This window comes from Paenibacillus sp. CB74, assembly GCF_055687625.1.
On sequence record NZ_CM146009.1, the window covers coordinates 5,306,283 to 5,330,654 of the forward strand.

The 24,372-nt window shown below is 47.4% G+C and carries 17 protein-coding genes and 3 rRNA genes; 2 read left to right on the forward strand and 18 right to left on the reverse strand.

Going from position 1 to position 24,372, the window contains the following annotated elements; translation table 11 throughout:
* Nucleotides 1-7 precede the first annotated feature (7 nt).
* From ACX9NY_RS23560 to ACX9NY_RS23600, 9 genes are all read right to left on the reverse strand, one after another.
* Complete coding sequence (locus tag ACX9NY_RS23560; RefSeq protein ID WP_053778939.1) at nucleotides 8-808, reverse strand: PSP1 domain-containing protein; 801 nt, start codon at nucleotides 806-808, stop codon at nucleotides 8-10.
* A 117-nt stretch (nucleotides 809-925) separates the two neighbouring features.
* Complete coding sequence (gene holB, locus ACX9NY_RS23565) at nucleotides 926-1,897, reverse strand: DNA polymerase III subunit delta' (RefSeq protein WP_339258161.1); 972 nt, start codon at nucleotides 1,895-1,897, stop codon at nucleotides 926-928.
* A gap of 9 nt (nucleotides 1,898-1,906) precedes the next feature.
* Entirely contained in the window at nucleotides 1,907-2,350 is a 444-nt protein-coding gene (locus ACX9NY_RS23570) for a YaaR family protein (RefSeq protein WP_017691389.1), read from the reverse strand.
* A 341-nt stretch (nucleotides 2,351-2,691) separates the two neighbouring features.
* Complete coding sequence (locus tag ACX9NY_RS23575) at nucleotides 2,692-3,021, reverse strand: cyclic-di-AMP receptor (RefSeq protein ID WP_017691391.1); 330 nt, start codon at nucleotides 3,019-3,021, stop codon at nucleotides 2,692-2,694.
* Between the two features lie 61 nt (nucleotides 3,022-3,082).
* Nucleotides 3,083-3,730 carry a dTMP kinase gene (gene tmk, locus ACX9NY_RS23580; RefSeq protein ID WP_339258159.1) on the reverse strand — a complete coding sequence of 216 codons (648 nt, stop codon included), beginning with the start codon at nucleotides 3,728-3,730 and terminating at the stop codon, nucleotides 3,083-3,085.
* A gap of 216 nt (nucleotides 3,731-3,946) precedes the next feature.
* Nucleotides 3,947-4,639, reverse strand: coding sequence for an LrgB family protein (locus ACX9NY_RS23585; protein WP_339258157.1), 693 nt, complete (start codon nucleotides 4,637-4,639; stop codon nucleotides 3,947-3,949).
* Nucleotides 4,609-5,037 (reverse strand): CidA/LrgA family protein, encoded by a 429-nt coding sequence (locus tag ACX9NY_RS23590; protein ID WP_472475370.1) that lies wholly within the window; start codon nucleotides 5,035-5,037, stop codon nucleotides 4,609-4,611. Before ACX9NY_RS23590 ends, ACX9NY_RS23585 begins: the two co-directional genes overlap by 31 nt.
* 479 nt (nucleotides 5,038-5,516) lie before the next feature.
* Nucleotides 5,517-7,343, reverse strand: coding sequence for an aminotransferase class I/II-fold pyridoxal phosphate-dependent enzyme (locus tag ACX9NY_RS23595; protein WP_472475372.1), 1,827 nt, complete (start codon nucleotides 7,341-7,343; stop codon nucleotides 5,517-5,519).
* 254 nt (nucleotides 7,344-7,597) lie between these two features.
* Nucleotides 7,598-7,783, reverse strand: coding sequence for a sigma factor G inhibitor Gin (locus ACX9NY_RS23600; RefSeq protein ID WP_017691396.1), 186 nt, complete (start codon nucleotides 7,781-7,783; stop codon nucleotides 7,598-7,600).
* Nucleotides 7,784-8,278: 495 nt separating this feature from the next.
* Between ACX9NY_RS23600 and ACX9NY_RS23605 the strand changes: the two genes are divergently transcribed.
* Entirely contained in the window at nucleotides 8,279-8,803 is a 525-nt protein-coding gene (locus ACX9NY_RS23605; protein ID WP_076216777.1) for a hypothetical protein, read from the forward strand.
* 629 nt (nucleotides 8,804-9,432) lie between these two features.
* Here ACX9NY_RS23605 and ACX9NY_RS23610 read toward each other — a convergent pair.
* The 6 genes from ACX9NY_RS23610 to gyrA form a co-directional block, all read right to left on the reverse strand.
* Complete coding sequence (locus tag ACX9NY_RS23610; RefSeq protein ID WP_253428854.1) at nucleotides 9,433-9,873, reverse strand: hypothetical protein; 441 nt, start codon at nucleotides 9,871-9,873, stop codon at nucleotides 9,433-9,435.
* A 212-nt stretch (nucleotides 9,874-10,085) separates the two neighbouring features.
* A 5S ribosomal RNA gene (gene rrf / locus ACX9NY_RS23615) occupies nucleotides 10,086-10,202 on the reverse strand.
* A gap of 76 nt (nucleotides 10,203-10,278) precedes the next feature.
* Nucleotides 10,279-13,204, reverse strand: a 23S ribosomal RNA gene (locus tag ACX9NY_RS23620).
* A 306-nt stretch (nucleotides 13,205-13,510) separates the two neighbouring features.
* Nucleotides 13,511-15,062 (reverse strand): 16S ribosomal RNA (locus ACX9NY_RS23625).
* Together the 16S, 23S and 5S rRNA genes form the textbook arrangement of a ribosomal RNA operon.
* A gap of 468 nt (nucleotides 15,063-15,530) precedes the next feature.
* Nucleotides 15,531-16,649, reverse strand: a complete 1,119-nt coding sequence (locus ACX9NY_RS23630; RefSeq protein WP_472475376.1) for an HD-GYP domain-containing protein — start codon at nucleotides 16,647-16,649, stop codon at nucleotides 15,531-15,533.
* Nucleotides 16,650-16,872: 223 nt separating this feature from the next.
* A complete protein-coding gene (gene gyrA / locus ACX9NY_RS23635; RefSeq protein ID WP_339238911.1) occupies nucleotides 16,873-19,437 on the reverse strand; it encodes a DNA gyrase subunit A in 2,565 nt (854 codons plus the stop codon).
* 426 nt (nucleotides 19,438-19,863) lie between these two features.
* Between gyrA and ACX9NY_RS23640 the strand changes: the two genes are divergently transcribed.
* Entirely contained in the window at nucleotides 19,864-20,814 is a 951-nt protein-coding gene (locus ACX9NY_RS23640) for a YheC/YheD family protein (RefSeq protein WP_472475379.1), read from the forward strand.
* Nucleotides 20,815-20,900: 86 nt separating this feature from the next.
* On the opposite strand, the gene gyrB is transcribed toward ACX9NY_RS23640, so the two are convergent.
* The 3 genes from gyrB to recF all read right to left on the reverse strand — a co-directional run bounded on the left by gyrB (nucleotide 20,901) and on the right by recF (nucleotide 24,328).
* Nucleotides 20,901-22,811: a DNA topoisomerase (ATP-hydrolyzing) subunit B gene (gene gyrB, locus ACX9NY_RS23645; RefSeq protein WP_339238908.1), complete on the reverse strand. Its 1,911-nt coding sequence runs from the start codon at nucleotides 22,809-22,811 to the stop codon at nucleotides 20,901-20,903.
* A gap of 142 nt (nucleotides 22,812-22,953) precedes the next feature.
* Nucleotides 22,954-23,202, reverse strand: coding sequence for an extracellular matrix regulator RemB (remB, locus tag ACX9NY_RS23650; protein WP_017691405.1), 249 nt, complete (start codon nucleotides 23,200-23,202; stop codon nucleotides 22,954-22,956).
* A 13-nt stretch (nucleotides 23,203-23,215) separates the two neighbouring features.
* Complete coding sequence (gene recF, locus ACX9NY_RS23655; RefSeq protein ID WP_076216624.1) at nucleotides 23,216-24,328, reverse strand: DNA replication/repair protein RecF; 1,113 nt, start codon at nucleotides 24,326-24,328, stop codon at nucleotides 23,216-23,218.
* Between the last annotated feature and the right edge of the window lie 44 nt (nucleotides 24,329-24,372).

Below are 24,372 nucleotides of genomic sequence, written 5' to 3' on the forward strand. Positions count from 1 at the left end.
TTATGGTTTACTTGATAACGACGTCATCCAGCGGAAGTTCTTTGACTTTACTGATGTCGAACAGTTGAACATGGACTGTGCGGCTACCGGCATTAATTCCGACAACTTTTCCTTCACCCAATGAGGTGACGACCAATTTGCCTACAGCTGGCAGTTCTTCTCTCACACTTTCATAGTTATCATGCTCAAATTTCAGACAGCACATGAGTCTTCCGCACAACCCTGAAATTTTCGTCGGATTCAGTGACAGGCTCTGATCTTTAGCCATCTTGATTGATACCGGCTCAAAGTCTCCCAGCCAGGAAGAACAACACAATACACGGCCGCAAGGTCCGATACCGCCAAGCATCTTCGCTTCATCACGTACACCAATCTGTCTCAGCTCGATTCGTGTCCGGAATATGCTTGCCAGATCCTTGACCAGCTCCCGGAAATCGACTCTTCCTTCAGCTGTAAAATAAAATATGATTTTATTGCGATCAAACGTAAATTCCACATCGACCAGCTTCATTTTGAGGCCATGGTCTTTGATTTTATTTAAACAAGTACCGAATGCTTCCTTCGCTGCACGCTTATTTTCATCAACCACACGGGCATCGGTCTCGCCCGCAACGCGGATGACTTTCTTCAGCGGCAACACCACATCGGACTCGCCCACTTCCTTCTTACCAACGACAACCTTACCGTACTCTACCCCCCGCGCTGTCTCCACGATAACGCAGTTTTCTTTCTCAATGGGAAGGTCCAGGGGATCGAAGTAATAAATTTTGCCCGCTTTTTTGAAACGGACACCCACTACACTGTACAAAAAATTAACCCCCTTGTAAGCCAACCCCACTTCGTCTGAAGCCCCGTCTTCTTAGGGAACCGGCCGAAGTTATAACCGTTTGCATATGATTGGAACTAACTTATCCCTCTCCCAGTCTTATGCCAAACCGATCAAAAATTGCTCCAGACAAAGCTGGCCATTGACGTTAAAACGCAATTTTTTTCTGCATGCTGCGGCCAGATCCATATAGGAAACCCACTGTTCTGTGCTGCGGGTATGTGCCAACTGAGATAGCATGTCTAACTGATCTATAAAAACGATATGTTCATGCCTACCGTACTGAACATACAGCATGTCCCTAAACCATAGATGGAACAAACTGAGTAACATGTCCAGGTGTTCAGAGAGTCCGGTTTTAAAAAGCTTCTGCTGTGCAGAGATCAATGATGTACTTCCTCTACCCAGGGACTCCTTCCCTAATTGTAACATTACGTTTCTAATTTCTGCAAACCAATTCTGCTGGAGAATTTCTCTACATGCTTCCAATCCTGACGCTAAATGGACGGCAGAGCGAGCCAGATTGGCAGGGTGCCCTTCCTCAATTAGTGATTGCAGCATCTCTTCCGGATTCAGTGCACTGAACGGCACCAATTGGGAGCGTGAACGAATCGTAGGCAACATGGCCTGTCCATTATCTGTAATCAGGATGCCAACTGCCGGTACCTGCGGTTCCTCCAGAAATTTCAACAGACTGTTTGCTGCCTGCACCGTCATTTTCTCGGCTTGTTCTATAATATATACTTTGGGATGACCTGCCTCTGATCGGTATGAAAAGATACGCTGCAGATCCCGAATTTGATCTATTTTAATATTGTTTCCATCAGGTGCAAGCATGGTTAGATCCGGGTGATTACCATGTTCCACCTTACGACATTCAAGACATTGTCCGCACGCGTCATCTTCCAGCTCTGTACAGAATATTGCCTTGGCAAAGGTAATTGCCGTCTTCCGTTGCCCGCTTCCCGCTGGACCGCTAAATAAATACGCGTGGCTTATTGCCTGACGTCTCAAACTGCTTTGTAACATTTGCTTGGCCGCTTGTTGACCCATAATCTGTTGAAAGGACATACTTCCTCCTCAGAAGCTTAAATTAATAAGCATCCCCCGAATTTCGCCTACTTGTTGCAATAGAGAGATTTTTCCTTCTTCTGTATCCAGCAATTCATCTGCCATGGATAACAGAGCGGAGTCAATTTCATCAATCAGCTTATAACGCTTGCCTCTGCCACGACGATCCCAACCCCTTGTCTCTTTCATGGATACACCGCGACGAACGGTCTCTTCCAGGAACCTTTTAACAAGTTGCTTATACGCCTTCAGTTCACGAATCGTCATGGAACGTGCCAGGCGATCACCTTGAAGCTGGATTTCACTAAACCGGCGATTCAGTTCAGCTTGTGAGGCCCGTTCCCCCTGGTGGTTCATCATATCAGAGAAATTTTTGGATTGAACCGGTTTGGAGCCTGAATCAGTAGAACTGATCCCGCTCTGAATCGGTCTGAATCCAGGATTGATTTTCATGGATACGCCCGCTTTCTATCAAAGTTAGCTAATCGCCCATCAGCACAGTGCGCGTTGCGCCTGTGCGTGAGGATGAGGCTTCTATATATGCTGATCACACTCTATATAAATGGTAGATATACATCACCATTAAGGACTTGTTGTTTGTAGTCAACCTCTTTCCGAATGAGCATTCCCCAGCTAGAAAATGTTCATTCGGAAAGAGTGTGCCAATTCTTCTGGTCAAGAAAGGCGGTTCCATAGGTGGCACACACGAACTTCTTTTAGATCTGCTTGCATCCATCGTTTCCAACATGCTATTGATCATGAAAGACCCTCATGGGATGATTCATGCAAAAAGTTTAGAAGTGTTCGAAGCGATCTACCGGGAGAACAAATACAGTAGCTCCACCTACTTGAACTTCAACAGGTAGCGGCAGGTAAGAGTCGGTTGTTCCACTCATCGGTGTGACCGGAGTCACGAGCTGTTCACGAACCTTACAGCTGCTGCGAATGACGTTCATTACGGACTCGACTTGACCATCATCGACACCGATCATAAACGTCGTGTTGCCTGCCTTCAAAAATCCACCCGTACTGGCCAACTTCGTTGCCCGAAAGTTTGCTTTGACCAATGCGCTGGATAATCGGTTGCTGTCTTTATCCTGTATAATCGCAACAATCAGTTTCATCCTGCATAACCTCCTTCAGAATAAGCACCTTTATTAAATGCCCTGTCTATATATTAGACAATTACTCGTCAAAATCCTTCAAAACCCCTGTCTCCAGCGACAAAATCATCGCTGCCAAGACATCCTCCTGCTTCATGGAAGCATCAATAACTCTGATTCGTTCCGGGAACTGCTCTTTTAATAGGAAATAACCCTCTCGCACTTTATGGTGAAACTCCAGATTCTCCAGATCCAGACGGTTCACCTCGCGGCCATCATGAGCGTCGATCCGTGCAAGCCCCAATTCAGGCTCGATGTCCAGATATAAGGTCACATCCGGCATAAGATCACCGATCGCAAAGCGATTAATAGCCCATACATTCTCTATCCCGAGTCCCCGGGCATATCCTTGATAGACCAGACTGCTATCGACAAATCGATCACAGATGACTGCTTTTCCAGCTTTCAGCGCAGGCTCTACCTTCTCCGCCAGATGCTGGCTGCGTGCAGCTGCATACAATAGCGCTTCGGTTCGAGCATCCATTGCCGTATGAAGAGGGTCCAGGATTATTGAACGTATTTTCTCCGCAATTTCAATTCCGCCAGGCTCTCGCGTAACTACGTAAGGTATACCCCGTTCTTCAAAATAAGAACCTATTCTACCAATCATCGTTGTTTTACCGGAACCCTCTCCCCCTTCCAGCGTAATGAATTTACCTCTGCCCTGCATATGCTTCCCTGCTTTCTATGTCGATAATTGCATCTATTGCTGCTGTAATTGAAAATGCTTTGACCCTCTTGCTACAGGATATGATATCCCCCGCCCAGAGGTGTATAGCTACAGCTATATCGTTACGTATTAATAACACCAAGATCATACAAGCTTGTTTCTTTCTATAATACTATAGGTCAGCAGTTACTCCAACATGAACAACAAAGTAAAGCGTCAACCGTAGATGATCCATACCCATAATGGAAGCATCATTGATCCGGCAATGGCACTTACAATCATGGATACTGAACTGAGGGCTACAGCATTCTCTCCATATTCAACAGACCTTGCCATGCCAAGGGCATGAGATGCTGAACCCAATCCAATTCCGTAGGCATGTTTACTGCGGACTTTGGCCCATTTCAGGAGCATCGGTCCCAGTAATATCCCTGAGAATCCTGCAATCATCACAAACAGCGATGTGAATGAGGCATTCCCTCCAACCTGATTAGCAAGTTGAATAGCAACAGGAGTCGTCACGGATTTTGGCAATAAAGCAATGACCATCTCTTGAGGATACCCCAGAAGAATGGCGATTAAAGCACCTGTGGACACCCCTGTAATACTGCCTCCGATCGTTCCGCCCACAATTGGAATGATATTTTGCTTCAGCACATGCAGATGTCTGGACAAGGGAAACGCGAGAGATACAACTGCTGGGCCCAAGAGTTCCTGTATCCATTTGCCACCTAGCATATACGTTTCCAGCTTGATACCGGAAATCACCAAGATCAGGATCAGGATGGCAGTCGTTGTGAGTACAGGCATAAGTATCGGCCATTTCAGCCTTTTATATAGACGAGTGGCTGGAATATATACAGCGATAGTTAGCGCGATCATTCCAATTCCGAGGATGAATGCTGACAAGTGATCGCCTCCTTTTTACCTGTATGAGACGATCTCCATATCATGAGCCACTCACTTAATTTGGCAGATATCAGACATGTGATTAATGTGCTAACGATCAAACCAAGGACTAATAATAATGTGTTAGCTCTAAAAAAATCAAAATGATTAATGATGCCCACAGTAGGTGGAATGAACAATAATTGCAAATGGGATTGAAGCCACGTTGACCCTTCTTCTCCCCAGCTCATTTTGACCCATCCCAGTTGGATGGCAATGAACAAAACCAGCATACCCACAATACTTCCTGTTAACGGCAGATGTAATAGAGTTTGAATGAGGTTGCCAATCCAGTAAAAACCGTACATTAACAAAACTTGCAGGACTATTCCTGTATATTTTTTTAGCGGAATACCCAAAGTGTTCCCTTCTTTCTTATGTCTATCTGTATAAGCTGAACTAGAACGTGTCTCCGTACCTGCTGAAAGGCGGAACGTAACTGAACGTGTCTGGAGCAGAGCACGGAGCGGGAGCGCTAACGACCCTGTGACGACTTATTCAGCGATTTGAAGCGCCCGCACCGCAGCAATCTAAGGAATCTGAAAGACGCTATATTGGAATAACCAGTCGTTTACAGCGTGTTTATTAGGTGATTTGGGTTAATAACAAGTCTCCGGTTCCTTAGAATATCGCCTGGACAATTCGCGAGGATCAGCAATCCTTGACTTCAAAATGTTGGACCCTAACATCCTTCAACATATTGCATGCCTGAGTTGGAAGATAGCAACTAGATTAATGACCAAGAGACCCTCACATGTGTAGGGTCCGGTATCACTAACCGTATTGGTCATACAGACTACCGTTGGTAAATGTAATTCAGACTTCATATGTGTATTTATCAATCCTTCATGACCTTTAATACCTGTAGTGATGCATCTGATACCCCGTGAAACTTCGCTCCTTCATTACGCAGGAGTTGTATACGATCCACCATCGTTGGACTTAGACGTTCACCTGGATAGACAAGCGGAATCCCTGGAGGGTATGGAGTAACCATCTCGGCAGATCGACAGCCTGCACTTTCTTCTATCGGGACATAGATCGTATCCGCCTCCACAATTGGTTGCATTGTGAAGGAGATCGGTTCGGAATAACCAGTGTTTTCTTGTAAATTGTTCCACGTGGAAATATAATGCGCAGAATCTTTCACGAGCTGATGTGATGTCTCTGCATTAGATTGGACCTGCTCATGCCCATTGGCAGAGCTGATATGGTGTAAAGCCTGCAACAGGTGCTTAGCATCTTGCACCGTTGAGCCCAGGCTGAAGAGCAAGACGACGTACCGTTCGTCGCTCATCTCGGGCACACAGCCGCATGCTTCCAGCTGCTGCTGTAGCCCATAACCGCTCAGCACCCCTGCGCCGTCATAGATGACGGCCTTGAATGGGTCCTGCGCGGTATACCCCGCGGCAGATGGCATCGCCGCCGCGGGCAGGCCCTCCCGTGTCTGCTGCGCAGCGGACACGGACATACCAGCCGGCTTCGCTGTTCCGGCTGGCGGTTCTGGCTGCAGCGGCTGTGCAGGCTGCAGCAACTGGAAGCGCGGCAGCTCCGCGAGGCCGCGCTTAAAGGCGTTCACGGCGGCGAGCCCCGCCGTGAATGTGTCCGCGCCCTGCACGTGCAGGAGCCGGCGCGCCAGATCAAGCGAAGCCATCACCGGGTATGATGGGCTTGAGCTTTGCACCATGGACAGGCGCTGCCTTAACAGGGACCGGTTTAACCGTGGTCCCTGGATGTGCAGCATCGCACCCATGGTGAAGGCCGACAGCATCTTATGCGTCGACTGCACGACACCGTCTGCTCCGCATGACAGTGCAGAAACAGGCAGCTCCGGATGCTGCCCATAATGCGCGCCATGCGCTTCATCTACGAGCAATGGCATGCCAGCAACGTGGCATACCTCGGCAATGGGCGTCAGATCAGCGCCCATGCCGTAGTAATTGGGCAAAGTGACAAGTACGCCCTTTGCCTCAGGATAGGACTGGACAGCAGCCTGAACCGTCTCAACCGACGGCATGACCGCAAGTCCAGACGCTGGATCGACCCACGGCTCCAGAAATACAGCTCTTGCGTCGGCTAGCATTAACCCGTGAATAACGGATTTATGTACATTCCGCTGAACCAGCACAATACTGTTCGGCTCATCACACACAGTAAGAAGTAAGGACAGATTACCAGCCGTACTTCCCCCCACAAGGAAGAAACTCTCCTCTGCACCAAAACAATCTGCCGCAAGCTCCTGTGCTTCCTGGATCACACCTTCCGCATGATGCAAATCGTCGGTGCCCGTAATCTCTGTAACATCCATCTCCATCATCTCCAGGAATGAACGATCCGGTACTAATCCTGTCTGCGAATGAGTCGCTTCATCGCTGAGTCGTTCCCCATTCCCTATGGCATCCCCATCGTTCTCCACTAAACTAAGTTGCTCTATCCTTCTATTTACATTTCTTCCCGCTTCGCTCTGAATATCTCCGTTATGCCGGAGTTCCTCATTAACAATATCCTTAACGGGAGATTGTCCTGCTTCTGCTGGTTTCAGCAAATGTCGGTAAGCTTGTCCATTCTTATGCCCAGGCACATGAAAAGAACGCTGCTTCGAATCACGATACGCAAGCAACGCTTCATATAAAGGGGCTCTACTTGATTTAATTTTATGATTCATGAAATAACCATCCTGTACATATATAATGTGCGCCCGGTGCGCTCCCACATGCTTCTTAATCCAAGGAACGCCATTCTTCCCCATCTCCACACGCGCTGCTGCAAATTTTCGATATCATTATATCAGCATACGCCTTCCTTAAATGTCAGACAAGACTCTCTCTCCTAAAAACAGAAAAAGGCCCAATGGGCCTCTATACACATCAGCATCTTTACAGCGTGATGTTTCGCTTCTACTTCTATTAGCAATATGCATTATGCGTTTTTTTGTACCCAAATTTGCTTCATTTGATGAATAAAATAATTGTACTTGGCATCCTGCGCATCGGTATGAACCATTTCTGCTTCACAAGTGTCACATATGAATTCAGATACAATAAAAATGCCTTCTCTTTTTCTTTGCTCGCAGATAATACATGTGTGTTCGGCATGTTCTTCCATGAACCATCCCACCTTGTTTTACGTTTACTATCAGTATTGCACAGTTTCTATTATTTTATACATTTTCATAGTGCTTTCTTTCTATAAAATATATATATTCGCCCACCCCCTCCGGGGTGTCTGTACCGAAAAATACATTCATCTTCTGATCAAGAGCATTCATCTTCTCATGTCTACACTGTTATCCTGCATCCATCGCGTTTCCCTCAAAATCACGTATCCCTTAGTCTGACTCAAAACTTATATTCAAATTACTTAAAAAAACTTGGAATCTCAGCCGATATATAATACATGATAACGATATCAAAGCCTGACAGTCCATGCATTCGAGAGTATACTGAGATAAGCTCATTCGAATCTCAATATCTTGTACAATCGTCATGGCGTGATAGACAAGGTTCATATATACATACATAATGCATTCCCTTTTACACGTATAAGAAAACAAATACCTATCCCACACAAACGTGAATTTGAAGGAGGATATATAAACGTATGATCGCCGAACCGGAGAATAAAGCAACATTTTATCAATACCGGCTTCTGAAAAAAAAGGCTATCGCCCGCAGTGTCATCTATAGTTATCTTTGTTTGCCGGTCATCATGCTTTTATTCAATCTACTTGCATTCTCTTGGACTGGCCTCTTCTTTTTTGTACTGGCAGGCCCAATCACCATTTGGATTCATTATGTCATTGCCAGAACAATATTACTTTTGGTACGTACCTCTTACGCCAAACGGTGGCGCTGGAATCTGCGTATGCCTTGGTTAGGTTATATCCCTGATCAGCATTTCAGCTTCCGTATGTTTGTACGGGTACACCTTAACATGAGCTGGATTGGACTATGTATCATTACAGTATGTTTGATATGGTCCCCATTGTCCTTCACCCTCTCGCTGATCTTCTGGCATTTGTGGTTGCTGGGTCCTCGCTTATATGTTGTCATGGTACTCTCCCGCGAGCGCAAAGATGGACTCATCAAATTAAATGAACAAGATGTCTCATATTATCTGCAATAATACCCTTCGTTCATCCAATAGTGCAGTATCTCATTCACCTGTAATACATAATGGCCTGAGCCCCTCGGATATTTGTTAAAAAAGAGCTCGTATCGTCCAGCTGGCTCAGCCTCACATGATCAAACAAAGGTTATCCACAGTGGATAACCTTTATGTTTTGTTCCCTTCCTGTCCCTTATCCACAGTCTGGGTATGGCTAAATTAGTTATCCCCATGACAGACTCCATTCTTCTCCACTTTTTCATCTGCTGTTCCATATCCTTTAACTCCAAATATCTCGTATACTTTACTCCTATGAGCGATCCTCTATCTCCCTTCTAGCCTAGCCTTCCATTAACCATTCAATCTACCCCATACCTTTATATAACTACATCTCTCGTCCTCTACCTTTAAAAGCTCAGCACACCCTATAATAGATCAAGCGCATATACTCGCCTTTCTGTACCACAATATCTACTCCTAATCCTCTTTACCTTTATGGCTTCTCTTGCATTTCACACTAGGTAATCCGATCACGATTGCAGCCTACTTCGTAAAATAACAAAAAGCCCCCTATCATGTACACGGGAGCTTTACTATATAAGGAACATCACAACGTTAATTTCATATCCAATCTTACACGCAGCAGCTCAATCGTCTTCAGCCAATGATTTAACTGTCGTTTGAGTAGCATCATTTCTAGGAACCATTAGTGTAAAGGATCCATCATGTACTGCTAAATGCACAGTATGTCCTTCCTTTGCAAATACTCGCAAGGTACTGGATTCATTGGATGTACCCTTGGCTTGCCTCTCTGTCCAACCCCAGCTTTTAATCTCGTCTAGATATACCTCAGGCAAGCTAGTGCTCTCACTAATACCAGACAGCGTATATCGAACATAGTCCATATCCGAATTGTTCTCGGACTGGTCAGATTTATTCGCTACTTTAGGCACCGGGAAACTCTTCTCGTTCACCGCACCTTCATATGAAGTCCATACAGATCCTGAAGCTTCACCGCATCCTGCCAGAACAACGGTCAAACAAAGCAACAGAATTGATTGTAGTCCAAGTCTCCGCCAACTTAACACACACACCCTCCTTTTCACAGCTGCACATTCCAGCTCTGTGGTCAGGTACTTTTAGCATATTTAACATAGTCCTATTATACTGGTTTTGCCGCTGTTATCCGTAACAAAAATGTTACCTTCATTTGACGATCATGTTAGAGCTTCCGCTCATCATCTCTAATCCTTATAAACAAATAAAAACCACCACCGAATAACATCGGCAGTGGTTCTTTGCTTGGCGGCGTCCTACTCTCCCAGGACCCTGCGGTCCAAGTACCATCGGCGCTAGAGGGCTTAACGGTCGTGTTCGGGATGGGTACGTGTGGAACCCCTCCGCCATCGCCACCAAACGCATAGCTTACATTTCAGAGATCGTTCTCTGAAAACTAGATTCGAAACAAAACATGCGAATTATCACTTGCATATTTGGATAAGCCCTCGACCGATTAGTACTGGTCAGCTCCATGCATTGCTGCACTTCCACCCCCAGCCTATCTACCTCGTCGTCTTCAAGGGGTCTTACATACTGGGAAATCTCATCTTGAGGGGGGCTTCACGCTTAGATGCTTTCAGCGTTTATCCCGTCCGTACATAGCTACCCAGCGGTGCTCCTGGCGGAACAACTGGTACACCAGCGGTACGTCCATCCCGGTCCTCTCGTACTAAGGACAGCTCCTCTCAAATTTCCTACGCCCACGACAGATAGGGACCGAACTGTCTCACGACGTTCTGAACCCAGCTCGCGTACCGCTTTAATGGGCGAACAGCCCAACCCTTGGGACCTACTTCAGCCCCAGGATGCGATGAGCCGACATCGAGGTGCCAAACCTCCCCGTCGATGTGGACTCTTGGGGGAGATAAGCCTGTTATCCCCAGGGTAGCTTTTATCCGTTGAGCGATGGCCCTTCCATGCGGTACCACCGGATCACTAAGCCCGACTTTCGTCCCTGCTCGACTTGTAGGTCTCGCAGTCAAGCTCCCTTATGCCTTTGCACTCTTCGAATGATTTCCAACCATTCTGAGGGAACCTTTGGGCGCCTCCGTTACTCTTTAGGAGGCGACCGCCCCAGTCAAACTGCCCACCTGACACTGTCCCCGCACCGGATTACGGTACCAGGTTAGAACCTAGATACGATCAGGGTGGTATCCCAACGTTGCCTCCACACAAGCTGGCGCTCATGTCTCTCAGGCTCCCACCTATCCTGTACAGATCGTACCCAAATTCAATATCAAGCTGCAGTAAAGCTCCATGGGGTCTTTCCGTCTTGTCGCGGGTAACCTGCATCTTCACAGGTATTAAAATTTCACCGGATCTCTCGTTGAGACAGCGCCCAAGTCGTTACGCCATTCGTGCGGGTCAGAATTTACCTGACAAGGAATTTCGCTACCTTAGGACCGTTATAGTTACGGCCGCCGTTTACTGGGGCTTCGGTTCACAGCTTCGGATTGCTCCTAACCACTCCCCTTAACCTTCCAGCACCGGGCAGGCGTCAGCCCGTATACTTCGCCTTACGGCTTCGCACAGACCTGTGTTTTTGCTAAACAGTCGCTTGGGCCTTTTCACTGCGGCCCCCTCGTGCTATTCACACTACCGGGGCACCCCTTCTCCCGAAGTTACGGGGTCATTTTGCCGAGTTCCTTAACGAGAGTTCTTCCGCGCGCCTTAGAATACTCTTCTCGCCTACCTGTGTCGGTTTGCGGTACGGGCACCTTCACCTGGCTAGAGGCTTTTCTTGGCAGTGTGAGATCATGACCTTCGCTACTACAATTTTCGCTCCCCATCACAGCTCAGCCTTACGATGTGCGGATTTGCCTACACATCAGCCTTACTGCTTAGACGGACATCCATCAGTCCGCGTCACTACCCTACTGCGTCCCCCCATTGCTCATAACGGCTTACGGTGGTACAGGAATTTCGACCTGTTGTCCTTCGACTACGCCTTTCGGCCTCGCCTTAGGTCCCGACTTACCCTGAGCGGACGAGCCTTCCTCAGGAACCCTTAGGCTTTCGGCGGATCAGATTCTCACTGATCTTTTCGTTACTCATACCGGCATTCTCACTTGTATAATGTCCAGCGCTCCTTACGGTACACCTTCAACCCTTATACAACGCTCCCCTACCCCTGATGCAAAGCATCAAGCCATAGCTTCGGTGGTGTGTTTAGCCCCGTTACATTTTCGGCGCAGAGTCACTCGACCAGTGAGCTATTACGCACTCTTTCAATGGTGGCTGCTTCTAAGCCAACATCCTGGTTGTCTGTGCAACTCCACATCCTTTCCCACTTAACACACACTTGGGGACCTTAGCTGATGGTCTGGGCTGTTTCCCTTTTGACAATGGATCTTAGCACTCACTGTCTGACTCCCGGAAGTAAGTCTATGGCATTCGGAGTTTGACTGAGCTTGGTAACCCTTGCGGGCCCCGCACCCAATCAGTGCTCTACCTCCACGACTCTGTTTTCCGAGGCTAGCCCTAAAGCTATTTCGGGGAGAACCAGCTATCTCCGAGTTCGATTGGAATTTCTCCGCTACCCCCACCTCATCCCCGCACTTTTCAACGTGCGTGGGTTCGGGCCTCCAGTGCGTGTTACCGCACCTTCACCCTGGACAGGGGTAGATCACCCGGTTTCGGGTCTACGTCCACGTACTACATCGCCCTATTCAGACTCGCTTTCGCTGCGGCTCCGGCTCTTCACCTTAACCTTGCACGGGAACGTAACTCGCCGGTTCATTCTACAAAAGGCACGCCATCACCCCTAAAACGGGCTCTGACTTTTTGTAAGCACACGGTTTCAGGTTCTATTTCACTCCCCTTCCGGGGTGCTTTTCACCTTTCCCTCACGGTACTGCTTCACTATCGGTCGCTAGGAAGTATTTAGCCTTGGCAGATGGTCCTGCCGGATTCATACGGGGTTTCACGTGCCCCGCACTACTCGGGATCCGTCTCGGAGGGAACAGACTTTCAATTACAGGGCTTTTACCTTCTTTGGCGGGCCTTTCCAGACCTCTTCGCTTAACCGGTTCCTTTGTAACTCCATGTGAGACGTCCCACAACCCCAAAGAGCAAGCTCCTTGGTTTGGGCTTCTCCGCGTTCGCTCGCCGCTACTGACGGAATCACTATTGTTTTCTCTTCCTCAGGGTACTTAGATGTTTCAGTTCCCCTGGTATGCCTCTACATAACCTATGTATTCAGTTATGAGTAACTGGAAATTACCCAAGCTGGGTTTCCCCATTCGGACACCCCCGGATCAAAGCTTGCTTACAGCTCCCCGAGGCAGTTTCGTTGTTCGCCACGTCCTTCATCGGCTCCTAGCGCCTAGGCATCCTCCGTGTGCTCTTAGTAGCTTAACCTCGTGCTCCGGTTTCGACTGCTCGCTTCCCTTGTTTTGCTTGCGCAAAGCCAAAAGTCGCTCCCATTCGATACCATCGTACGTGCAATCTACCGTTTTTATTGAAACTTGTTATACACAAGTTCAGCTAAAAAGGAATGTTCTAATTCGCATTTACTTTCGTTTCGATATCTAGTTTTCAAAGAACAAGCTCCATGCAAAAGCAAGCTGTTTGAGAGTTTGAGCTCTCAAAACTGAGCAACGAGTGAGTAGTTTGCAGCTAAGCTGCGTATTTGAATGTTTCCACGCGGGAAACGATTCTCCATAGAAAGGAGGTGATCCAGCCGCACCTTCCGATACGGCTACCTTGTTACGACTTCACCCCAATCATCTATCCCACCTTCGGCGGCTGGCTCCTTGCGGTTACCCCACCGACTTCGGGTGTTATAAACTCTCGTGGTGTGACGGGCGGTGTGTACAAGACCCGGGAACGTATTCACCGCGGCATGCTGATCCGCGATTACTAGCAATTCCGACTTCATGCAGGCGAGTTGCAGCCTGCAATCCGAACTGAGACCGGCTTTTTAGGATTCGTTCCACCTCGCGGCTTCACAGCCCGTTGTACCGGCCATTGTAGTACGTGTGTAGCCCAGGTCATAAGGGGCATGATGATTTGACGTCATCCCCACCTTCCTCCGGTTTGTCACCGGCAGTCACCTTAGAGTGCCCATCCGAAATGCTGGCAACTAAGATCAAGGGTTGCGCTCGTTGCGGGACTTAACCCAACATCTCACGACACGAGCTGACGACAACCATGCACCACCTGTCTCCTCTGTCCCGAAGGAAAGATACATCTCTGTACCGATCAGAGGGATGTCAAGACCTGGTAAGGTTCTTCGCGTTGCTTCGAATTAAACCACATACTCCACTGCTTGTGCGGGTCCCCGTCAATTCCTTTGAGTTTCAGTCTTGCGACCGTACTCCCCAGGCGGAGTGCTTAATGTGTTAACTTCGGCACCAAGGGTATCGAAACCCCTAACACCTAGCACTCATCGTTTACGGCGTGGACTACCAGGGTATCTAATCCTGTTTGCTCCCCACGCTTTCGCGCCTCAGCGTCAGTTACAGCCCAGAGAGTCGCCTTCGCCACTGGTGTTCCTCCACATATCTACGCATTTCACCGCTACACGTGGAATTCCACTCTCCTCTTCTGCACTCAAGTCACCCAGTTTCCAGTGCGATCCGGGGTTGAGCCCCGGGATTAAACACCAGACTTAAATGACCGCCTGCGCGCGCTTTACGCCCAATAATTCCGGACAACGCTTGCCCCCTACGTATTACCGCGGCTGCTGGCACGTAGTTAGCCGGGGCTTTCTTCTCAGGTACCGTCACCTTGAGAGCAGTTACTCTCCCAAGCGTTCTTCCCTGGCAACAGAGCTTTACGATCCGAAAACCTTCATCACTCACGCGGCATTGCTCCGTCAGGCTTTCGCCCATTGCGGAAGATTCCCTACTGCTGCCTCCCGTAGGAGTCTGGGCCGTGTCTCAGTCCCAGTGTGGCCGATCACCCTCTCAGGTCGGCTACGCATCGTCGCCTTGGTGAGCCGTTACCCCACCAACTAGCTAATGCGCCGCAGGCCCATCCCCAAGTGACAGATTGCTCCGTCTTTCCAGTTTCCTTCAGGCGAAGGAAACAACTATTCGGTATTAGCTACCGTTTCCGGTAGTTGTCCCAAACTTGAGGGCAGGTTGCCTACGTGTTACTCACCCGTCCGCCGCTAAGCATCAAGAAAGCAAGCTTTCTATCAACTCCGCTCGACTTGCATGTATTAGGCATGCCGCCAGCGTTCGTCCTGAGCCAGGATCAAACTCTCCAATAAAGTATTGAAAAGAGCGATAAGCTCATTTTGAATCTGACGAGATTAAAATCTCAATTGTGCTCCAGTCGATCCAAGCCAAGGCTTGTCTCAAACTTTCGCGTTCATTCTGCAAGCAGAATGTTTACTCACTCGTTGTTCAGTTTTCAAAGATCAAACTTCTTTCGTTACCGAATGTCGTTCTCTTCAGCAACTTTTATATCTTACCACATCCGAACCAACTTTGCAAGCTCTTTTTTTAAGTTTCTTTCGAAGCTTATTTGATTTGCTTGCCGCACCGTGTAAACCGTGTTTTCTTGGCCGGAATTAGAATATACCATGTACAGATTTTGATTGCAAGTCTTTTTTTGATTAAATTATACATCCTCCTAATAATCTTTTCCTGTATATCTACATTTAATATATATCTCAAACGAAAAGGCCTCTCTATAAAAGAAAGACCCTCTCCTCAAGTTGCCCTAATATCTATAGTTAACCGATAACCTCTTGGATGTGAAGCTGCCTTTGCTGCATTAAGTTAATGATCGTTCCTTCTACTGACACCATAGGCCGTGTAGGATGATCTCGATCAGAGAATACGATCTCTCCAATCTGGTTATTGCTGAGTTTTACTCGGATGCCGTTATGGATCTGGGTTGATCGTTGAACAAATACACGTACAATTGCAGGATCCAATTTTCCAAATGCCTCGCTCTGGATTTGTTCTAGAACTAGATACGGTGATTGTGCCTTACGGTAAATCTTCTCCAGCGTCATGGCGTGGAAAATATCAGCGATAGCTACGATTTTAGCGTAAATATGAATCTGCGTCCCACTAAGCTGCAACGGATAACCTGATCCGTCAACTTTTTCATGATGCTGCAAAGCAGCAAGTCTGGCGCCCTCATTAATAGCCTTTGCCTGTTTAAGAATCTGGTAACCATATTTGGTGTGCTGCCGGATCTCATTCTGCTCTGTAACGGTTAACGTAGAAGGCTTATGGAGAATTTGCGGATCTACTTTGTTATTACCAATATCATGGAACAAGCCTGCAAACGCAACTTGCATCCAATCCTTGGAGGGAAGATCTATCCACTGGGCCAGTTGATAGGATGTGATTGCACTCAGTACAGCATGGTGATACACATAGTCATGTTCTTGCATTACTCGTGGACTGAAGGTAAGCACATTATATTGTTTGAGATGTGCAAACACAGCCTCTAACTGTGTACGCAGCTCATATACAGGCAATTCAGCCGCCAGAGAGGACAAGAACGCAGTTTTGGTCAGTCCTACCATCTTTTCATACTCATCCTGTAGAGACGTTGTTACAGGGGCTGTGCTGACATTCCCTGTCTTCGCTGTCCGTTCACCATTCTTCTCGTTTGCTGTACTTCCTGCGGACGCAGATGCACCCTTGGTTCCTGTATTACTTGATCCCATTCTCTCTTGCTCAATATCCACCTGGTGAATCATAAAGGCTTTGAGCACTTCCATATCCTTGGGTAAAATGACTTTGCCCTTCTGAAGCAAAACGTTGCCACGAAGCGTTTGCACATCACTCCCAAGTTTGAGTCCTGGTTTGACTTCTGACAGGGTGATAAGTCCCATGTATATTCCCCTCACTCATCGTTCTTCTATGTTAAAAACAAACAAGACCATAGTCCCGGTTTTTCATGATATTTCCCATTATATTACTCAGAAATGAGGCTGTACATCCTAGATTCGAAAGAATAGAAGAAGAGATCCCTTTATACAACAAAAGGGCTCCCAGTGGGAGCCCTCTCAATCTTTTTCCAATCTCCAAGAGATCGGTTTGTATAACATTCTAGGTTTATGCTTCCGAACCGGAATCGTCGTCCTCAACTTCAGCATCTGCATCCGCGTCAGACAGGGTTCCTTCTTCCAGGCTTACTGCCGGAGCTTGGGTTTCCCCGCCTTCCATGCCTTCAAGTGACTCATCGTCTGGTTCTTCTTCATTTTTGTCAATCCGGCTGACTGTAGCTACTGAATCTTCGTCACGAATATGAATCAGCTTCACACCCTGCGTGTATCGACCCATCGTGGATATGCCTTCCATACTCATCCGGATCAACGTACCGCTAGACGTAATAATCATCAGATCCTCTTCGGTTTTAACCATCTTGAGGCTGACTACTGCGCCGTTCTTCTCTGTGACATTAATCGTCTTAATACCTTTACCGCCACGAGTCTGCATTCGATAGTCACTCACAGGTGTACGTTTACCGTATCCTTTGGCTGTAACGATCAGAACATCGAGATCTTTATCGACTACATCCATGCCGATAACGGCATCCTGTTCATCCAATGTGATCCCTTTAACCCCGGTTGCACTACGTCCCATGGAACGTACATTACTTTCGGAGAATCGAATAGACATTCCGTGAGCTGTACCCATAATGATCTCTTGCTGTCCATCGGTCAGCTTAACATCAATTAGAATGTCATCATCACGCAAGGAAATACCGATCAAGCCGCCTTTGCGGATATTGGTGTAATCCTCAAGTGGCGTTTTCTTCACGACCCCTTGACGGGTAGCAAAGAACAAGAATCTGTCACTTTCAAATTCTTGAACCGGAATCACGGCATTAACCGATTCACCCTGCTCAATCTGGATCAGGTTGATAATCGGTGTTCCCCGTGCGGTACGTCCAAGCTCTGGAATCTCGTAAGCTTTGAGACGATACACCTTACCTTTGTCGGTGAAGAACATGAGGTAGTTGTGAGAGTTGGTTACGAACAGATGCTCAACAAAGTCAGTATCTTTCGTATCCATACCCACAACCCCACGTCCACCACGTTTCTGGCTGCGGTATGTGGATACCGGCAGACGTTTCACGTAGCCTGTATGGGTAATCGTAATGATAACCTCTTCGCGTGGAATCAGGTCCTCATCCAGAATACTCTCTTCACCTACAGTGATCTCTGTACGACGATCATCACTAAAGCGGTCGCGAATCTCTTGCAGCTCTGTGCTGATAATTTCAAGCACCAAATGTTCATTGGCCAGAATTTCGCGATACTCTCTGATTTTGACCATCAGTTCGTTGTATTCATTCTCAATACGTTCGCGTTCCAGACCTGTGAGGCGTTGCAAACGCATATCGAGAATCGCTTGAGCCTGATCATGACTGAGTGAAAAACGCTCAATTAAACCTTCTCTGGCTGCATCTGCATTACTGGAAGAACGAATCAATGTAATAATCTCGTCGATATGATCCAACGCTATACGCAAGCCTTCTAGAATATGTGCACGAGCTTCAGCCTTCTTCAGTTCAAACTGCGTACGTCTGCGAATAACCTCAATCTGATGCTGCAGGTAGTGATACAACACTTCACGCAGGTTCAGGATTTTAGGTTCTTTATTCACAATCGCAAGCATGTTAATTCCGAAAGTGGATTGCATCGATGTGTGTTTGTATAGGTTGTTCAGAACAACACCCGGATTCACGTCTCTACGAAGCTCAATTACAATTCGCATACCATTACGGTCAGACTCATCACGAAGGTCGGTAATGCCATCAATCTTTTTATCACGTACCAACTCGGCGATTTTCTCAACGAGTCTCGCCTTGTTCACCTGATAAGGCAGCTCTGTAACGATAATTCGCGCTTTGTTGTTATTCTCTTCGATGTTGGTTTTGGCCCGCATCGTTACTGAGCCACGTCCGGTCTGATACGCCTGGCGAATGCCTGAGCGGCCCAAAATGTAACCGGATGTAGGGAAGTCTGGTCCTTGAATGTAATCCATGAGTTCCATGGATGTAATGTCCGGATTTTGAATCATGGCCTGTACACCATCAATGACCTCACCCAGATTATGAGGAGGAATATTGGTGGCCATACCTACCGCGATCCCGCCAACCCCATTGACAAGCAAGTTAGGAAAACGAGCAGGCAAAACGATTGGTTCATGTTCTTCACCGTCATAGTTCGCCTGGAAATCAATCGTATCCTTGTTGATATCTCTAAGCATTTCCATAGCAATCTTGGACAAGCGAGCTTCCGTATAACGCATCGCTGCTGCCATGTCGCCATCGACTGATCCAAAGTTACCATGTCCATCTACATGCATATAGCGCAGGGAGAAATCCTGTGCCATCCGTACCATCGTCTCGTATACAGCAGAGTCACCGTGTGGGTGATACTTACCGATAACTTCGCCGACGATTCTGGCTGATTTTTTATGTGGTTTATCGGGGGTCATGCCGAGCTCTGACATTGCGTACAGAATACGCCGGTGAACCGGCTTCAATCCATCACGTACGTCAGGTAAGGCACGGCTAACAATGATGCTCATCGCATAATCCATAAACGATTCACGCATCTCCACGCCTATATCCCGATCTGTAATCTGAGAGTTCATTTCTTCCGCCATGCTGGACCTCCTTCTTGTCCTTCAACAAACGTTCCATTCCGTCATGCAAGAAAATTGATTATATGTGAAAAGCCTAACAAGGCTAAAACCGCGCAAGAACGCTACTCTTTATTATATTACTTTCACAAAAGTTACACAATTAAACGTCCGCTGGGCAATAGCCTTTCTTCCGGGAACTTCTGCGTCTCTAGGGATACGCCCTGCCTTCCTCCTCAATTGCACATACAATGCTAGAAATACGGCATATGTACTGTGCCCATCGAGGCTAAAGCCATTCCCGTCCTACGATCAAACTGCAAATTGTGCAGCTCATCGCACAAAACGCCATATTTCTCTATTATACCACTGAAATCGTCTCTTGTCCTTTGATTTCTCCGTGTCTTTCCCTCTTTGGAAATGAACAAAACATGAAAGGACTGATGGATCTTGGGTATCCAACGCGTCTCCAGCAAATGGGCCAAAACAGCTGTGTTACAACGCAGTCGCATGGTGAATGAATATATCCCAGTCACCCGAAAATATAGCCGTCAAACTTTGGAACGAATGACTGAATTATTCGAGTCCAACTATATCAAACCGGACCGTGGTACTTACGGTAATGGGGTCATGCGAGTGAAAACAACCCGTTTATACGAACCAGTTGTTAATCCCGACGATTACGCCACAGAAGCAGATGTTCCTGAAGAAACCAATGATCGGAACCCACCTACGGATGAACTCGAAGCAAGTGCTGTTACCTCCAGAGCTACCCAGCTCATAACAACATATCATCTCCAATACGGTACAGAGGAGAGATCCTTTCATTCCCTGGATGAACTCGAACGAGCACTGAATGATCGCATTCAGGAACGGGATTATATCATTCAACAGGGAATCTCGCTGATGAAGCATGGAGATTTGCCTTTTGACTTGCGTGTGTTGACTCAAAAAAATCTGCAACATAACTGGGAAACAACAGGTATTCTGGGACGTGTTGCTGCACCGGGCAAAATTATCACGAACATTCATGGTGGTGGACAATTGGCCACGTTTGAAGAACTCGTACTGCCCCATCTTCAACAGGATAGATTCAAAAAACTCCGCAATGAGCTATACCGTCTAGGTATCCATACCGCTGTGCAATTGCAGACATCATTTCCAAGGCTCAAAGAGATTGGTATTGATATTGCACTAGACGAAGAAGGACGTCCCTGGATTCTTGAAGTCAACACATTGCCGGGCATTTATGCTTTTGGTTTACTCCCGGACAAGGGGGCATACCGGAAGATCAAACGCTATGCAATTGCGTACGGCCGTTTGCCCGCCAAAAAGAGTAAGGCTTCTCGTCCATCCCCCAAAGCACAGGCCTCGTCTACCAAAAAACGTGTACGTCGCTAACCACGGGTTACGGAAGTCCTCTGCCTCCTATTCCGTGATTCAAATAATATAAAAAGGCGCCCTCACAGGCGCCTCTTCGAATATCGTTAAATGTCGAGGTTTTTCACGTATTTCGCATTTTCCTGGATAAAGTCACGACGCGGTTCAACGTTATCCCCCATCAGGGTATCAAACATCGCATCAGCAAGTATGGCATCATTGATCGATACTTGCATCATAGTCCGGCTCTCCGGATCCATCGTCGTTTCCCACAATTGTCCGGCATTCATCTCGCCAAGACCTTTGTAACGCTGAACGTTAAATTTCGCATTTTCTCCGAACGTGGCAATAATTTCATCGCGCTCTTGCTCGGAACCGGCATAACGAATCACTTTGTTACGCTCAATCTTGAATAATGGCGGTTGTGCAATATATACGTAACCTGCCTCAATGATTTTACGCATGTACCGATACAGGAATGTCAGCAACAGTGTTCGGATATGAGCACCATCGACATCGGCATCCGTCATCAAAATGATTTTGTGATATCGGGCTTTGGCAATATCGAAGTCATCACCAATACCTGTACCCATCGCCGTAATAATAGCCCTGATCTCCGCATTACCCAAGATCCGGTCGAGACGAGCTTTTTCCACGTTCAGAATCTTACCACGCAGCGGCAAAATCGCTTGGAAATGACGATCACGTCCTTGCTTCGCTGATCCGCCGGCAGAGTCACCTTCGACGATGTACAATTCGCTGATTGAAGCATCCTTGGATGAACAGTCTGCCAATTTACCCGGAAGTGAGCTTACTTCGAGTGCACCTTTACGACGTGTCAGCTCCCGGGCTTTACGGGCTGCTTCACGCGCACGGGCTGCTTGCAGTCCTTTTTCCAAAATACGGCGGGATACGGAAGGATTCTCTTCCAGGAACTCCTGCAGTTTCTCGGCAAACAAGGATTCGACAATTCCACGAACTTCGCTGTTACCCAGCTTGGTCTTTGTCTGTCCTTCAAATTGCGGTTCCGGAATCTTGACCGAAATAATAGCGGTCAAGCCTTCACGCACATCGTCCCCAGAAAGGTTACCCGTACTGTCCTTGATTACCCCCGCTTTACGGGCGTAGTCATTGATAATCCGTGTAAGGGCACTCTTGAAACCTGATTCATGGGTTCCGCCCTCATGCGTGTTGATATTGTTGGCGAAGGAATAGATATTCTCGGTGTAGTTGTCATTGTATTGCAGGGCAACTTCCACCTGGATATTATCTCTGGAACCTTCAACGTAGATTGGAGTTTCATGCAGTACTTCTCGCTTCTGGTTGAGGAAGGAGACGTATTCGATAATGCCGCCTTCGTACAGGAACGAGTTGGTTGCACCTGTACGCTCATCCGTCAGTGTAAGACCAATTCCCTTGTTCAGGAATGCCAGCTCACGAATACGGGCAAGCAAGATGTCATAATCATAAACTCTCGTTTCCGTGAAAATTTCAGGGTCTGGGTGGAATCTAACCGTTGTTCCCGTTTCTTCCGTTGTTCCAATTACTTTCAGGTCATATTGTGGAGCTCCACGACGGTACTCCTGTTGATAGACATGCCCGTCAACCTTAACTGTGACAACAACTTTTTCGGATAGTGCATTAACTACGGATACACCTACACCGTGCAAACCACCGGATACTTTGTACCCGCCGCCACCAAATTTACCTCCTGCATGGAGGACGGTCATAACGACCTCAAGCGCAGGACGTTTCATTTTGGCATGTTCACCGACAGGAATCCCACGTCCGTTATCGACAACAGTGACACTGTTGTCTTCATGGATAGTAACCTCGATATGGTCACAGTAACCTGCGAGCGCTTCATCGATACTGTTGTCCACTACTTCCCAGACCAGATGATGCAGACCTTTGGAACTGGTGGAACCGATATACATCCCCGGACGTTTCCGTACGGCTTCCAGTCCTTCAAGAACCTGAATTTCATCTGCACCATATGACGGTTGATTCATAGACATGCTTTCACCTACTTCTATAGATTCAATATCGTAAATATGCGTTAACTAATAATGTTTGCTGAAATAGGCAACATCCTTCATTTCAGCCAGTTGTCCACATAAAGACAAGCAGCAAAATACACACCTTTATGCCAATGAACTACTAGAGATCAGGAAAAATGTGAGCCCTCTTCTTCAGCGTGGCTGAGGAGATTGGCGAGTAGTACACAATGTTTTTGGTCACCACAATGGACTTGGCTTCCTCCTCACCGATGTGTTCCACGGTTTTTTCCTGCTCGGCATGCGTGACATATTGCTTGGAGATCTTTGAGGATTTTTCAATCGATATATCAAAAATAGCGACCAATTCGGAAGAACGGATGATCTTCTCACCGCCCAGATGAATGTACATAAGCCCTCACTCCTTAGCGTTCAACCTGTCCGGCATGAACGTGATAAATACTGGCATCTTTGAGCTTGTCAACGTTCAGGCTCTCGATCCCCGTAGCTGTAATAAAGGTTTGCACCTTGCTCTGGAACGTTTCGATCAGCTGCGTCTGGCGAAAAGGGTCCAGCTCTGACAGAACATCATCCAGCAGCAGGACCGGATATTCTCCGATTTCTTCGTGAATCAGTTCGATTTCCGCAAGTTTAAGGGACAACGCCGTTGTGCGCTGCTGCCCCTGCGAGCCATATGTTTGTACTTCCCGATCGTTAATGAAAAAGGACAGGTCATCCCGATGCGGCCCACTAAGGGTTGTGCCTCGGCGAATCTCCTGCTCTTTCATTTGTGATAATTTTATCATAAATTGGTCCATTAAGACAGCTTCATCTTCCTCAGCGGCTTCGCTGAAGGACGGAAGGTAGGCTAGGCGCAAGACTTCCCCGCCTCCGGTGATCCCCTGATGAATCGTTTCTGCCCACTTTTGCAGTTTCTTTATGAATTGTTTCCTTTTTTTGACGATCTTAACACCATGCTCAACCAGTTGTTCGTTCCATACCTCAAGCATGGTCTGGGCTGATGCCCCTTGTCCCCAAAGCTGCTTAAGCAAATTGTTTCGTTGGACGAGCACTTTTTGGTATTGCTGCAGGTGATACAGGTAACCTGGTGCGACCTGTCCGATCTCCATGTCAAGAAACCGGCGGCGGACCCCCGGTGTGCCTTTTACAATCTCCAGATCCTCCGGAGCAAACATCACGACATTGAGTGCTCCGACAAAATCACTTAGCTTGCGCTGCTCCAGGCCGTTAATCTTTGCTTTTTTGCCTTGTTGCGACAAAGATAACTCAAGTTTGACCGATCCGTACTTTTTGTCGACCTCTGCTGCAAGTCTGGCACGTTCCTCACCGAAACGAATCAGCTCCTTGTCACGGGATGTACGGTGGCTCTTGGTGAGTGCAAGTACAAAAATTGCCTCTGCAAGATTGGTCTTGCCCTGGGCATTCTGCCCGATCAACAAGTTTACGGGACCAAAAGAGTCCAGTCTCAGATGTTCATAATTGCGGAAATTCTGCAGATCAATGCTGTTCACAAACACGCGGTAACCTCCCTTTTATCCCGTCCGTCAGGAGGCAGCAGGAT